Origin of the sequence: Pseudomonas sp. URIL14HWK12:I6, from assembly GCF_000514195.1 — a bacterium.
Taxonomy (GTDB): domain Bacteria; phylum Pseudomonadota; class Gammaproteobacteria; order Pseudomonadales; family Pseudomonadaceae; genus Aquipseudomonas; species Aquipseudomonas putida_A.
In genome coordinates this window covers 1-13,386 of the sequence record NZ_AZVL01000027.1, presented here as the reverse complement: position 1 = coordinate 13,386, position 13,386 = coordinate 1, and the positions used below count along the sequence as shown (strand labels likewise).

The following is a 13,386-nucleotide window of genomic DNA, read 5'->3' as shown; positions in this document are numbered from 1 at the left end:
GAAGGTGGCCTTTGTCTGGTGAAGCGTCAGTCAAGCACGAGGCTTACTTGACAGCCCAACCGGTCAGCTCGGCCAGGGCCTTGCCGATGTCTGCCAGCGAACGCACGGTTTTTACGCCTGCGTCTTGCAGCGCAGCGAATTTCTCGTCTGCAGTGCCTTTGCCGCCAGAGATGATTGCGCCAGCATGGCCCATGCGCTTGCCCGGAGGAGCAGTCACACCAGCGATGTAGGAAACAACCGGCTTGGTCACGTGTGCCTTGATGTAGGCAGCCGCTTCTTCTTCAGCCGAACCGCCGATCTCGCCGATCATCACGATCGCTTCGGTCTTCGGGTCTTCCTGGAACAGCTTCAGGATGTCGATGAAGTTCGAACCCGGGATCGGGTCACCACCGATGCCGACGCAAGTCGACTGACCGAAACCGGCGTCAGTGGTCTGCTTCACAGCTTCGTAGGTCAGGGTGCCGGAACGCGAAACGATACCGACCTTGCCTGGCAAGTGAATGTGACCTGGCATGATGCCGATCTTGCATTCGCCTGGGGTGATCACGCCTGGGCAGTTAGGGCCGATCAGGGTAACACCCAGCTCGTCGCACTTAACTTTGGCGTCCAGCATGTCCAGGGTAGGAATGCCTTCGGTGATGCAGACGATCAGCTTGATGCCGCCGAAAGCAGCTTCCAGGATCGAGTCCTTGCAGAAAGGAGCCGGAACGTAGATCACGCTGGCGGTAGCGCCAGTGGCAGCTACTGCGTCTTTAACGGTGTTGAACACTGGCAGACCCAGGTGCTCGGTGCCGCCTTTGCCCGGAGTTACGCCACCAACCATCTTGGTGCCGTATTCGATGGCTTGCTGGGTGTGGAAACTACCTTGCGAACCGGTAATACCCTGGCAGATAACTTTGGTGTCTTTATTGATCAGGACGCTCATTATTTGCCCTCCGCAGCTTTGACAACTTGTTGAGCAGCGTCGGTCAGGCTGGTAGCAGCGATGATGTTCAAACCGCTTTCTGCCAGTACTTTAGCGCCCAGCTCAGCGTTGTTGCCTTCAAGGCGAACAACAACCGGGATTTTCACGCCGACTTCTTTCACTGCACCGATGATGCCTTCGGCAATCATGTCGCAACGAACGATGCCGCCGAAGATGTTAACCAGTACTGCAGCGACGTTGGTGTCGGACAGAATGATTTTGAATGCTTCGGTCACGCGCTCTTTGGTAGCACCACCACCTACGTCGAGGAAGTTGGCTGGCTTGCCGCCGTGCAGGTTGACGATGTCCATGGTACCCATGGCCAGGCCGGCACCGTTGACCATGCAGCCGATGTTGCCTTCCAGGGCTACGTAGTTCAGTTCGAACTTGGCAGCGTGCGCTTCGCGCGGATCGTCTTGCGACGGATCGTGGAAAGTCTTCAGCTTAGGCTGACGGTACATGGCGTTGGCGTCGATGTTGATCTTGGCGTCCAGGCAGTGCAGATCGCCGTCAGCCTTGATCACCAGCGGGTTCACTTCCAGCAGGGCCAGATCGTGATCCTGGAACAGTTTGGCCAGACCAACGAAGATCTTGGCGAACTGGGCAACTTGCTTGCCTTCCAGACCCAGTTGGAACGCCAGCTCGCGACCCTGGAATGGCTGAGCGCCAACCAGTGGATCGATAGTGGCTTTGAGAATTTTTTCTGGAGTGTCGTGAGCGATTTTCTCGATGTCCACGCCACCTTCGGTGGAAGCCATGAACACGATGCGACGGCTCGAACGGTCAACGACAGCGCCCAGGTACAGCTCTTTAGCGATATCAGTGCACGATTCAACCAGGATCTTGGTGACTGGCTGACCATTGGCGTCAGTCTGGTAAGTCACCAGACGCTTGCCCAGCCACTGCTGTGCGAAGGCCTTGGCGTCTTCTTTGTTGCGAACCAGCTTGACGCCGCCCGCTTTACCGCGACCACCGGCGTGGACCTGGGCTTTGACAACCCACTCGCTGCCGCCGATTTTGTCGCAAGCTTCTGCTGCTGCTTCCGGGGTGTCTACTGCGTAACCAGTGGAAACTGGCAGGCCGTATTCAGCGAACAGCTGCTTACCCTGATACTCGTGAAGATTCATGCTTTTTACCGTCTTCGTTAGGTACTGCGCATTCGGCGCTGCGCTCTTGATGAGTGCCGCGCCACCTGTGACTGCTGCTTGCGTAGCCTTTCCGGATACCCGGTGCAGCTACGCAAGACTGCGTCCAGCGGACATTCCGCGGTGAGACTTGCTCGCAAGGCTCACGACGGGCCGCAACCGCCGTGGTTTCTTATTGTGTGTCTTAACGCTTCTTGCGGTTGGCAATGTGGATGGCGCCGCCATTCACAGCCAGAGCAGCTTCGTGCAAGGCTTCAGACAGGGTCGGATGGGAGAAAACCATCATGCCCAGGTCTTCAGCGCTGGTGCCGAATTCCATACCGATCGCGCCCTGCTGAACCAGTTCTGCAGCGCTCGGGCCAATCACGTGCACGCCCAATACGCGGTCAGTCTTGGCATCAGCGATGACCTTGACGAAACCACCGGTATCGTTGGCGGCCATGGCACGGCCGGAAGCGGCGAACGGGAAGGTGCCGACGTTAACTTCAACGCCTTCGGCTTTCAAGGCCTGCTCGGTTTTGCCAACCCACGCGATTTCCGGGTGAGTATAAATAACCGAAGGGATCAGGTCATAGTTCATCTGGGCTTTGTGGCCCTTGATGCGCTCGACAACCATGATGCCCTCTTCCGAGGCCTTGTGCGCCAGCATCATGCCGCGAACCACGTCACCGATGGCGTAAACGCCCGGTACGGTGGTGGCGCAGTGATCGTCAACGTGCACGAAACCGCGCTCGTCCAGGGTCACGCCGCTGTCGGCAGCCAGCAGATCAGTGGTCACCGGACGGCGACCAACGGCTACGATCAGCTTGTCGAAAGTGATGGACTGTTCGCCGTTGGCATCGGTGTAGTTAACAACGACTTCGTCGCCGTTCACTTTCGAACCGGTTACGCGAGCGCCCAGTTTGATGTCCAGACCTTGTTTGGTCAGGGTTTTCAGCGCTTCCTTGGAAACAGCGGTGTCCGCTGCCATCAGGAAGGTGTCCAGTGCTTCGAGGACAACCACTTCGGAACCCAGACGCGACCACACCGAACCCAGTTCCAGACCGATCACGCCAGCGCCGATCACGCCCAGACGCTTAGGTACGGATTGGAATTCCAGAGCACCAGTCGAATCGACGATGACTTTCTGATCGACCGGAGCCGGTGGAATGTCGATCGGACGCGAACCTGGTGCCAGGATGACGTTTTCGGCTTCGATGATTTCAACCGAACCGTCCGGCTTGGTGACTTCGACTTTCTTGCCAGCCAGCAGCTTGCCGTGGCCCTGGATCGAGGTAACGCCGTTAGCCTTGAACAGGGTGGCAACGCCGCCAGTCAGGTTCTTGACGATGCCAGCCTTGCGGCCAACCATCGCAGCGACGTCCATTTTGACTTCGCCGGTCGAGATACCGTGAACGTTGAAGCTCTCTTTGGCTTCCTTGTACTTCCAGGAGCTGTCCAGCAGCGCCTTGGACGGAATGCAGCCGACGTTCAGGCAAGTACCGCCGAGGGCCTGTTTGCCTTCAGCGTCGGTGTACTTCTCGATGCAGGCAGTGGTGAGACCCAGCTGCGCGGCCTTGATGGCAGCTACATAGCCGCCAGGGCCGGCACCGATCACTACTACGTCAAATTTCTGCGACATTCAAAAAATCCTCTTTAGCGAAAAGCTTCAAGCCGCGCGCTGCGGGCCGTACCGCCGTTGCCGACGGTACGCCACCCGCAGCGCATGGCTGCTTCTATCAGATATCCAGCAACAGACGAGCCGGATCTTCCAGCAGGTTCTTGATGGTCACCAGGAAGGTTACAGCTTCTTTGCCATCGATCAGACGGTGATCGTAGGACAGTGCCAGGTACATCATCGGACGGATCACGACCTGACCGTTGATGGCCATAGGACGCTGGATGATGTTGTGCATGCCCAGAATCGCTGCCTGCGGCGGGTTGACGATCGGAGTCGACATCATCGAACCGAAGGTACCACCGTTGGTGATGGTGAAGGTACCGCCGGTCATCTCTTCCATCGACAGTTTGCCGTCACGGGCTTTCTTGCCGAACGTGGCGATGCCGCCTTCGATTTCAGCCAGGCTCATCAGCTCGGCGTTACGCAGAACCGGAACGACCAGACCACGGTCGCTGGAAACGGCAACACCGATGTCGGCGTAGCCGTGGTAAACGATGTCTGCACCGTCGATCGAAGCGTTGACCGCCGGGAAGCGTTTCAGCGCTTCGGTGGCAGCCTTGACGAAGAACGACATGAAGCCCAGGCGTACGCCGTTGTGGGACTTCTCGAACAGGTCCTTGTACTTCGAACGCAGCGCCATGACTTCGGTCATGTCGACTTCGTTGAACGTGGTCAGCATTGCCATGTTCGACTGGGCTTCAACCAGACGCTCGGCAACCTTGGCACGCAGACGGGTCATCGGTACGCGCTTCTCAACGCGATCACCGGCAGCGAATACCGGAGCAGCAGCGGCTGGAGCAGCGGCTTTTGCAGGAGCAGCAGCCGGAGCGGCTTTCTTCGCGGCAACAGCAGCCACCACGTCTTCCTTGGTCACACGACCGCCTTTGCCGGTACCGGCAACGGAAGCGATGTTGATGCCGTTCTCTTCAGCCAGCTTGCGCGCAGCCGGAGCAGCAACAGGATCGTCTTCGCCTTCGGCAGCAGCCGGGGCAGCGGCAGCAGCGGCCGGAGCAGCAGCGGCGGCTGGAGCAGCGGCAGCAGCGCCACCCGCTTCGATGGAGCCCAGGACTTCGTCGGACAGAACGGTGTCGCCTTCGTTCTTGACGATTGCGCCCAGCACGCCGTCGGCGGTCGCCAGCACTTCCAGTACGACTTTGTCGGTTTCGATGTCGACGATCAGGTCGTCACGCTTGACGGCGTCGCCCGGTTTTTTGTGCCAGGTGGCAACGGTGCCATCGGCAACCGATTCCGGGAAAGTGGGGGCTTTGATCTCGATAGCCATTATCTGTGGTTCCTTAAATTCGGTTTCAGGTGCGCGAAGGCGTTAAACGGTAAACGCGTCTTGCAGCAGTTTTTCCTGCTGCTCGGCGTGCATCGATGCGTAACCACAAGCTGGGGCAGCAGAAGCCTCACGGCCCGCGTACTCGAGTACGAGAGACTTGTCGAGGTTACCGATGCTGCGACGCAGGTGGTGCTGGCTGCAGTACCAGGCGCCCTGGTTCATCGGCTCTTCCTGACACCAGACGGCATGCTTGACGTTGGTGTAAGGCGCCAGGACTTCTTTCAAGTCGTCCTCAGGGAATGGATACAGCTGCTCGATACGCACGATGGCGATATCGTCACGGCCTTCGGCACGACGTTTTTCCAGCAGGTCGTAGTAGACCTTGCCGCTACACAGAACAACGCGCTCGACCTTTTTCGGGTCCAGGGCATCGATTTCCGGGATCACGGTCTGGAACGAACCTTCAGCCAGATCTTCCAGGGTCGAGACGGCCAGCTTGTGGCGCAGCAGCGACTTCGGCGTCAGCACTACCAGAGGTTTGCGCAGCGGGCGAATCACCTGACGACGCAGCAAGTGGTAGATCTGGGCCGGGGTGGTCGGCATGCACACCTGAATGTTGTGCTCGGCGCACAGCTGCAGGTAACGCTCAAGACGAGCCGAGCTGTGCTCAGGGCCCTGACCTTCGTAGCCGTGTGGCAACAGCATGGTCAGACCGCAGAGACGGCCCCACTTGTGTTCGCCGCTGGTGATGAACTGGTCGATAACAACCTGTGCACCGTTGGCGAAGTCGCCGAACTGGGCTTCCCAGATCACCAGCGCGTTTGGCGTGGTGGTCGAGTAACCATATTCGAAGGCCAATACCGCTTCTTCCGAGAGGAACGAGTCGTACAGGTCAAAGCGTGGCTGACCGTCGTACAGGTTCTGCAGCGGAATGTAGGTGCCCGCGTCTTTCTGGTTGTGCAGCACAGCGTGACGGTGCGAGAACGTACCGCGGCCGATGTCCTGACCGGTCATGCGGATCGGGTGACCTTCGAACGCCAGGGTCGCGTACGCCATGGTTTCGGCGTAACCCCAGTTGATCGGCAGGCCGCCGGCTTGCATCTTCTGACGGTCTTCGTAGATCTTCGCGACTTGACGCTGAACCACGAAGCCTTCCGGAATTTCCAGCAGCTTGGCGGACAGTTCCTGCAGGGTCTTCAGATCGAAACGGGTGTCGTGACGCGCAGTCCAGGCGTGGCCCAGATACGGACGCCAGTCCACGAACAACTCTTTGTTCGGCTCTTTGACCAGCGATTTCACTACGTGCAGACCGTTGTCCAGCGCGTTGCGGTACTCGTCGACCTTGGCCTGAACACGTTCAGCGTCCAGTACACCGGCCTGAGTCAGGCGATCAGCGTACAGCTCACGGGTGGTGCGCTGCTTGGTGATCTGCTGATACATCAGCGGCTGGGTGCCGCTTGGCTCGTCGGCCTCGTTGTGGCCGCGACGACGGTAGCAGACCAGGTCGATCACCACGTCACGCTTGAACTGCATGCGGTAATCGATGGCCAGCTGGGTCACGAACAGCACGGCTTCCGGATCATCACCATTCACATGGAGGATCGGCGCCTGGATCATCTTCGCAACGTCGGTGGCGTACTCGGTGGAACGCGAGTCCAACGGATTGCTGATGGTGAAACCCACCTGGTTGTTGATCACGATGTGCACGGTACCGCCGGTCTTGAAACCGCGGGTCTGCGACATCTGGAAGGTTTCCATGACCACGCCCTGACCTGCGAATGCAGCGTCACCGTGGATGGAGATCGGCAGCACCTTCTCACCGGTCGGGTCGTTACGACGATCCTGACGGGCGCGAACCGAACCTTCTACCACCGGGGAAACGATTTCCAGGTGGGACGGGTTGAACGCCATGGCCAGGTGAACTTCACCGCCGGTGGTCATCACGTTGGACGAGAAGCCCTGGTGGTATTTGACGTCACCGGAACCCAGCTCGACCTTCTTCTTGCCTTCGAACTCGTCGAACAGCTCGCGCGGGTTCTTGCCGAAGGTGTTGACCAGCACGTTCAGACGGCCACGGTGGGCCATGCCGATGACGACTTCCTTGGTGCCGTAGGAACCGGAACGCTGGATCAGCTCATCGAGCATCGGAATCAGGCTTTCGCCGCCTTCCAGACCGAAACGCTTGGTGCCCGGGTATTTGGTGCCCAGGTATTTTTCCAGGCCTTCACCGGCAGTCACGCGCTCAAGCAGGTGGCTCTTGATGTCGGCGGAGTACGTCGGACGACCACGCACGCTTTCCAGACGCTGCTGGAACCACTGGCGCTGCTCGGAATCGGTGATGTGCGTAAATTCAGCGCCGATGGTGCGGCAATATGTCTGCTGCAACGCTTCATGAATTTCGCGTAGGCTCGCTTCCTCTTTGCCGATGAACAGGTCGCCGGCACGGAAGGTCGTATCAAGATCGGCATTGGTCAAGCCGTAATGATTGATCGACAGGTCTGCAGGTGCAGGACGCTGCCACAGCCCCAGCGGGTCAAGCTGGGCTGCTTGGTGGCCACGCATACGGTAGGCCTGGATCAATCGCAGCACTTCAACTTGCTTCTTCTCGTGCTCACTGCTCACGCTCCCGGCGGAAACCGGTTGGGCGCGGCGCTGGTTCTTTGCCAGCAGCACGAAATGATCGCGAATTGTGGAGTGCGAAACATCAGTGGCAGAGCTGCCGTCGGCAGGCAGCTTCTGAAAGTAGGTGCGCCACTCTTCTGGCACAGCGTTAGGGTCGTGCAGGTAGAGCTCATAAAGCTCTTCCACATAGGCAGCGTTTCCACCTGAAAGGTAGGCGCTGTTCCACATGCGCTGCATCACGCTTTCTTGCATGCTTGGTCACCCTCGGTTAGGGGAACACCATCGGCGTCAATACCGAGCAAACTTGCAGAAGTCCGAATGCAGCGACCAAAACAAGCCACTTAGGATCACGCTGACAGTCCGGGTACCAGCCCGGATGCCCCTGCTTGTCTCATTTCTTCAAAATAAGAGCTGCAGCTTGTGGCTACTGCTCTGGTTATAGCCATGACGCGGGTTGAAGCCCGCGCCACAGCCTCTTCGTTACAGCGGTTCTACGGTTACAGCAGCTGAATCACACGCCGCTTGAAAGCAGCATGTTACGGATGTGACCGATGGCCTTAGTCGGGTTCAGGCCTTTCGGACATACGTTGACGCAGTTCATGATGCCCCGGCAGCGGAAGACGCTGAACGGGTCATCGAGCGAAGCCAGACGCTCGGACGTCTTGGTGTCACGGCTGTCTGCCAGGAAGCGGTACGCTTGCAGCAGGGCAGCCGGGCCCAGGAACTTGTCCGGGTTCCACCAGAAGGACGGGCACGAGGTCGAGCAGCAGGCGCACAGGATGCACTCGTACAGACCGTCGAGCTTTTCACGCTCTTCAGGGGACTGCAGACGCTCGATGGCCGGAGCCGGCGTGTCGTTCTGCAGGTAAGGCTTAACCTTCTCGTATTGCTTGTAGAAGATGCTCATATCGACAACCAGGTCACGGATGACCGGCAAACCTGGCAGCGGACGAACGATCAACTTGTTGCCTTTTACGACAGCGGACAGCGGCGTGATGCACGCCAGGCCGTTCTTGCCGTTGATGTTCATGCCGTCGGAGCCGCAGACGCCTTCACGGCAAGAGCGACGATAGGAGAAACCCTCGTCCTGCTCTTTGATCAGGGCCAGCACGTCCAGCACCATCAGGTCTTTACCACCGGTATCGACCTGGAATTCCTGCATGAACGGCGCAGCGTCCTGATCAGGGTTGTAGCGATAAACACTGACTTGCAACATGGCGATCACCCTTAATAAGTCCGGACTTTAGGTTCGAAAGTCGGAACAGTCTTCGGCGAGAAGTTTACGGCACGCTTGGCGACGCGTTTCTCACCCGGGAAGTACAGGGTGTGGCACAGCCAGTTTTCGTCGTCACGGTCTTCGAAGTCTTCACGGGCGTGAGCGCCGCGGGACTCTTTACGTACTTCGGCCGCGATGGCGGTAGCTTCAGCCACTTCCAGCAGGTTTTGCAGTTCCAGAGCTTCGATACGCGCTGTGTTGAACGCTTGCGACTTATCGTTGATCTTCACGTTGGCGATGCGCTTGCGCAGATCGGCCAGCTGAGCGATACCCTTCTGCATGTATTCGCCAGTGCGGAATACACCGAAGTAGTTCTGCATGCAGCTTTGCAGCTCGCGACGCAGGGTAGCCACGTCTTCGCCATCGGTACGGCCGTTCAGCGCGTTCAAACGCGACAGGGCAGCTTCGATGTCGGCTTCGGTAGCGTCGTCGTATTCGATGCCGTCGGTCAGCGCCTTTTCCAGGTGCAGGCCGGCAGCGCGGCCGAATACCACCAGGTCGAGCAGCGAGTTGCCGCCCAGACGGTTGGCACCGTGTACCGATACGCAAGCCACTTCACCTACCGCGAACAGACCAGGAATGATCTGATCCACGCCTTCGGCGTTCTGGGTGATCGCCTGACCATGAATGTTGGTGGCAACGCCGCCCATCATGTAGTGGCAGGTCGGAACAACCGGAACCGGAGCAACCACCGGGTCAACGTGTGCGAAAGTCTTCGACAGTTCGCAGATACCTGGCAGACGGCTGTGCAGCACTTCCTCGCCCAAGTGGTCGAGTTTGAGCATTACGTGGTCGCCATTCGGACCGCAACCGTTGCCGGCGATGATTTCTTTAACCATCGAGCGGGCAACCACGTCACGACCCGCGAGGTCTTTCGCGTTCGGAGCATAACGCTCCATGAAACGCTCGCCGTGCTTGTTGATCAGGTAACCACCTTCACCACGGCAACCTTCGGTCACCAGTACGCCGGCGCCGGCGATGCCGGTCGGGTGGAACTGCCACATTTCGATGTCTTGTACCGGCACGCCAGCACGCAGCGCCATGCCAACGCCGTCACCGGTGTTGATCAGGGCGTTGGTGGTGGAGGCGTAGATACGGCCAGCACCGCCAGTAGCCAGTACGGTGGCCTTGGCGCGAATGTACGAAGTTTCGCCGGTTTCGATGCAGATCGCGATCACACCGACAAACTCGCCTTCCTGGTTTTTCACCAGGTCGACAGCGTAGTACTCGTTCAGGAACGTGGTGCCGGCTTTCAGGTTGCCCTGATAAAGGGTGTGCAGCAGTGCGTGACCGGTACGGTCGGACGCTGCGCAGGTACGGGCAGCCTGACCACCTTTACCGTAGTCCTTGGACTGACCACCGAACGGACGCTGGTAGATACGGCCTTGCTCGGTACGCGAGAACGGCAGACCCATGTGGTCCAGCTCGAAAACGGCCGCTGGGCCTTCCTGACACATGTATTCGATAGCGTCCTGGTCACCGATGTAGTCGGAACCCTTGACGGTATCGTACATGTGCCAGCGCCAGTCATCGTTCGGGTCAGCGGACGCGATCGCGCAGGTGATGCCGCCCTGGGCGGATACAGTGTGCGAACGGGTCGGGAAAACCTTGGTGATCACCGCAGTCTTGTGACCGCCCTGCGCCAGCTGCAGCGCAGCGCGCATGCCGGCACCGCCACCACCAATAATGATGGCGTCGAAAGAAATCGTTGGAATGTTAGCCATGACTCAGATACCCCAGAGAATCTGCACACCCCAGACGAAGTAAGCGAACATCGCAACGCCGCATACTGCCTGGAAAAGGAAACGTATAGCCGTCGCGGACTTGCCGAACGCCATTGGCGTCAGGTAGTCAGTCGCGATGGTCCACATGCCGACCCAGGCGTGAGCGCCGAGAGCAACAAGGGCCAGGAGGCTGAAAATACGCATCCCGTTGTGGGCGAACAGTTCATGCCACTGGGCGTACTCGAGGCCTGGGTGGGCCACGACGTATCCGATCAGAAAAATGAAGTAAGCCGCGAGAACGACCGCCGACACACGTTGCGCCATCCAGTCATAGAGGCCCGAACGCGAGAGGTTCGTGACGTTAGTTACCATATCCAGACTCCTGCCAGAACGATTACCACCACGGAAACGGCGATAACGATTTTCGAGCCCAGCTTGCCGCCTTCCAGCGTCTCACCGATGCCCATGTCCATGATCAAATGGCGCACACCGGCAACCAGGTGATACAGCAGAGCGGACAGGATGCCCCAAATCACTAGCTTGGCTAGCGGACTGGTCAGACACGCTTTCACCTGACCGAAGCCTTCCTCGGAGCTCAGCGACTTGTCCAATGCGTAAAGCATGATGGCAAGGCACACGAAGAGGATGACACCGGAGATACGGTGAAGAATGGACGTGTAAGCAGTGACTGGGAGTTTGATGGTCCTTAGGTCTAGGTTTACAGGTCGTTGGCTTTTCACGGCTTTTTTTTCACACTGAAGAGCCCCTAACAATCAGGGCAAAGTTGTTGGGGAGTGCACTGGTCAGGTAACCACCACCCAGGGATGCGACCCCCAATGAAAGCAAGCCCAAAAGCCCTTGGCGGTCGGTGGCCGAGTATAGACAGTTAGGCTACTAATGACAACGCAATCACCTACCCCCAATAGCTGATTGCACAAGTCGCATAAAAGGCGTAAATGGCAGTCAATTTCGAGGAAAAAGTGCGCTTAAAGCCTTCTGGAGCAAGACTTTAGGCAAATTGACATTCGAATTTATCTCACTATAGTGGTGCGGGCCCTGCGTGGGGGGTCTGTCTGATGGTTCAAGCATAAATAGGAGGCCACATGGCTGACAAAAAAGCGCAGTTGATCATCGAGGGCGCAGCCCCCGTCGAGCTGCCCATTTTAACCGGCACCGTTGGTCCCGATGTAATCGATGTTCGGGGCCTGACGGCCACGGGCCGCTTCACTTTCGACCCGGGTTTCATGTCGACCGCCTCGTGCGAATCGAAGATCACCTATATCGACGGCGACAACGGCATTCTGTTGCACCGCGGCTACCCGATCGAACAGCTGGCTGAAAAGTCGGACTACCTGGAAACCTGCTACCTGCTGCTCAACGGCGAATTGCCGACTGCAGAACAGAAGGCCCAGTTCGTCAGCACCGTGAAAAACCACACCATGGTTCACGAGCAGCTGAAAACCTTCTTCAACGGCTTCCGTCGCGACGCCCACCCGATGGCCGTCATGTGCGGCGTAGTCGGCGCCCTCTCGGCCTTCTACCACGACTCCCTGGACATCAATAACCCGCAGCATCGCGAAATCTCCGCGATCCGTCTGGTCGCCAAGATGCCAACCCTGGCAGCGATGGTTTACAAGTACTCCATGGGCCAACCCATGATGTACCCGCGCAACGACCTGACGTACGCGGAAAACTTCCTGCACATGATGTTCAACACCCCGTGCGAGATCAAACCGATCAGCCCGGTACTCGCCAAGGCCATGGACCGGATCTTCATCCTCCACGCCGACCACGAGCAGAACGCATCGACGTCCACCGTGCGCCTGGCAGGTTCCTCGGGTGCCAACCCGTTCGCCTGTATCGCCGCCGGTATCGCCGCACTGTGGGGCCCTGCCCACGGCGGTGCGAACGAAGCCGTTCTGACCATGCTTGACGAGATTGGCGATGTGTCCAACATCGACAAGTTCATCGCCAAGGCCAAGGACAAGAACGATCCGTTCAAACTGATGGGCTTCGGTCACCGCGTTTACAAGAACCGCGATCCGCGCGCGACTGTCATGAAGCAGACCTGCGACGAAGTACTGAAGGAACTGGGCATCAACAACGATCCGCAACTCGAACTGGCCATGCGCCTGGAAGAGATCGCGCTGACCGACCCGTACTTCATCGAGCGCTCGCTGTATCCGAACGTCGACTTCTACTCGGGGATCATCCTCAAGGCGATCGGCATTCCGACCAGCATGTTCACCGTGATCTTCGCTCTGGCGCGTACTGTGGGCTGGATCTCGCACTGGAAAGAAATGCTCTCCAGCCCGTACAAGATTGGCCGTCCGCGCCAGTTGTACACTGGCTACGAGTCGCGTGATATCACCAAGCTGGAAGACCGCAAATAAGGCTTGTCTTGCGATAACGTCTTTGAGTTGTATCGGGAACGGCCTCTTATATAGAGGCCGTTTTTGTTTGTCTGGTCGCAGCGGCCTGTGGGCCGACTGGCTTTTGGGCGTTTGTGGGCATATCCGTTGCTTCGGGTGCTGCCGCTGGCGGTTTCGCTCTTACAGCGAGTCACCTTTTCCAAACGCCGAAAAGGTAACCCAAAAGGCTTTGCCCCGGCGTACGGCACTTCGCTGAGGCTCAGTGTTCCCTCGCTACGGTGTCCATCCGGGGGCATCGCCTCCGGTTTGCTTCGCTGCACCTCCTCTCGATGTATGCGGCT

General features: G+C 58.4%; 10 protein-coding genes. 1 reads left to right on the top strand and 9 read right to left on the bottom strand.

Annotated features, from left to right (window positions below):
* Positions 1-43: 43 nt before the first annotated feature.
* The 9 genes from sucD to sdhC form a co-directional block, all read right to left on the bottom strand.
* Positions 44-925, bottom strand: a complete 882-nt coding sequence (gene sucD / locus H043_RS0124300) for a succinate--CoA ligase subunit alpha (protein ID WP_003223019.1) — start codon at positions 923-925, stop codon at positions 44-46.
* Positions 925-2,091: an ADP-forming succinate--CoA ligase subunit beta gene (gene sucC, locus H043_RS0124295; RefSeq protein WP_003223015.1), complete on the bottom strand. Its 1,167-nt coding sequence runs from the start codon at positions 2,089-2,091 to the stop codon at positions 925-927. Before sucC ends, sucD begins: the two co-directional genes overlap by 1 nt.
* A 202-nt stretch (positions 2,092-2,293) precedes the next feature.
* Entirely contained in the window at positions 2,294-3,730 is a 1,437-nt protein-coding gene (lpdA, locus tag H043_RS0124290; RefSeq protein ID WP_027614037.1) for a dihydrolipoyl dehydrogenase, read from the bottom strand.
* A gap of 97 nt (positions 3,731-3,827) precedes the next feature.
* Positions 3,828-5,051 (bottom strand): 2-oxoglutarate dehydrogenase complex dihydrolipoyllysine-residue succinyltransferase, encoded by a 1,224-nt coding sequence (gene odhB / locus H043_RS0124285; RefSeq protein ID WP_003223011.1) that lies wholly within the window; start codon positions 5,049-5,051, stop codon positions 3,828-3,830.
* A 42-nt stretch (positions 5,052-5,093) separates the two neighbouring features.
* Positions 5,094-7,925 carry a 2-oxoglutarate dehydrogenase E1 component gene (locus H043_RS0124280; RefSeq protein WP_027614036.1) on the bottom strand — a complete coding sequence of 944 codons (2,832 nt, stop codon included), beginning with the start codon at positions 7,923-7,925 and terminating at the stop codon, positions 5,094-5,096.
* 259 nt (positions 7,926-8,184) lie between these two features.
* Positions 8,185-8,889, bottom strand: a complete 705-nt coding sequence (locus H043_RS0124275; protein ID WP_003223007.1) for a succinate dehydrogenase iron-sulfur subunit — start codon at positions 8,887-8,889, stop codon at positions 8,185-8,187.
* Positions 8,890-8,900: 11 nt separating this feature from the next.
* Positions 8,901-10,673, bottom strand: coding sequence for a succinate dehydrogenase flavoprotein subunit (gene sdhA, locus H043_RS0124270; protein ID WP_007962857.1), 1,773 nt, complete (start codon positions 10,671-10,673; stop codon positions 8,901-8,903).
* A 3-nt stretch (positions 10,674-10,676) separates the two neighbouring features.
* Positions 10,677-11,045, bottom strand: coding sequence for a succinate dehydrogenase, hydrophobic membrane anchor protein (gene sdhD, locus H043_RS0124265; RefSeq protein WP_003222999.1), 369 nt, complete (start codon positions 11,043-11,045; stop codon positions 10,677-10,679).
* Positions 11,039-11,413 (bottom strand): succinate dehydrogenase, cytochrome b556 subunit, encoded by a 375-nt coding sequence (gene sdhC, locus H043_RS0124260; protein WP_016773673.1) that lies wholly within the window; start codon positions 11,411-11,413, stop codon positions 11,039-11,041. Before sdhC ends, sdhD begins: the two co-directional genes overlap by 7 nt.
* A 363-nt stretch (positions 11,414-11,776) precedes the next feature.
* Between sdhC and gltA the strand changes: the two genes are divergently transcribed.
* Positions 11,777-13,066 (top strand): citrate synthase, encoded by a 1,290-nt coding sequence (gene gltA, locus H043_RS0124255; RefSeq protein WP_003222994.1) that lies wholly within the window; start codon positions 11,777-11,779, stop codon positions 13,064-13,066.
* Positions 13,067-13,386 lie beyond the last annotated feature (320 nt).